The 483-nt window shown below is 60.0% G+C and carries 1 protein-coding gene; it reads left to right on the forward strand.

Going from position 1 to position 483, the window contains the following annotated elements; translation table 11 throughout:
• Nucleotides 1-144 precede the first annotated feature (144 nt).
• Nucleotides 145-483: DAPG hydrolase family protein (locus I6A82_RS14430; protein WP_232343690.1), on the forward strand; the 339-nt coding region annotated here is incomplete at its 3' end.

Below are 483 nucleotides of genomic sequence, written 5' to 3' on the forward strand. Positions count from 1 at the left end.
GTGGACGCGGGTGCGGGTGCGGGCATGGGGCTTGTGAGGGCAACGGGTACAGCTGACGAAGGCACAGCATAAGCAAATTTGACGATTTCGTCAAAATATGAGAAATTGACGAAATCGTCAAATAACCATGGGCTCAAAACCGCCATGTCCACACTTGCCCGATACAAGCTGCCCCTGCAGCCTGCGCCCGAGCCTGTCTTGCTGGCCGTGAACCAAGGCGTCAGGTCTGCCAGCTTTGAGCCTGTACAGGATGCGCAGAAAGTCCTGGGCGGGGCGCAAGCCCCGGCCAATGGCGTGTGTCGGGATCCGCAGGGGCGCGTGCGAATCACCTGCGTCACCGACATGCCGGGCGTGACACCAGCCATGATCGATTGGTGGTTTGGCTGGCATCTGCCCTTCACCGAGCGCTATGCGCTTTGGCACCCCACCGCGCATGTCAGATCCGTGGTCAAGGAAGACCGCAGCCATGTGATCGATGATCGC

This window comes from Novosphingopyxis sp. YJ-S2-01, assembly GCF_016093175.1.
In the GTDB taxonomy this organism is placed as follows: Bacteria; Pseudomonadota; Alphaproteobacteria; order Sphingomonadales; family Sphingomonadaceae; genus Novosphingopyxis; species Novosphingopyxis iocasae.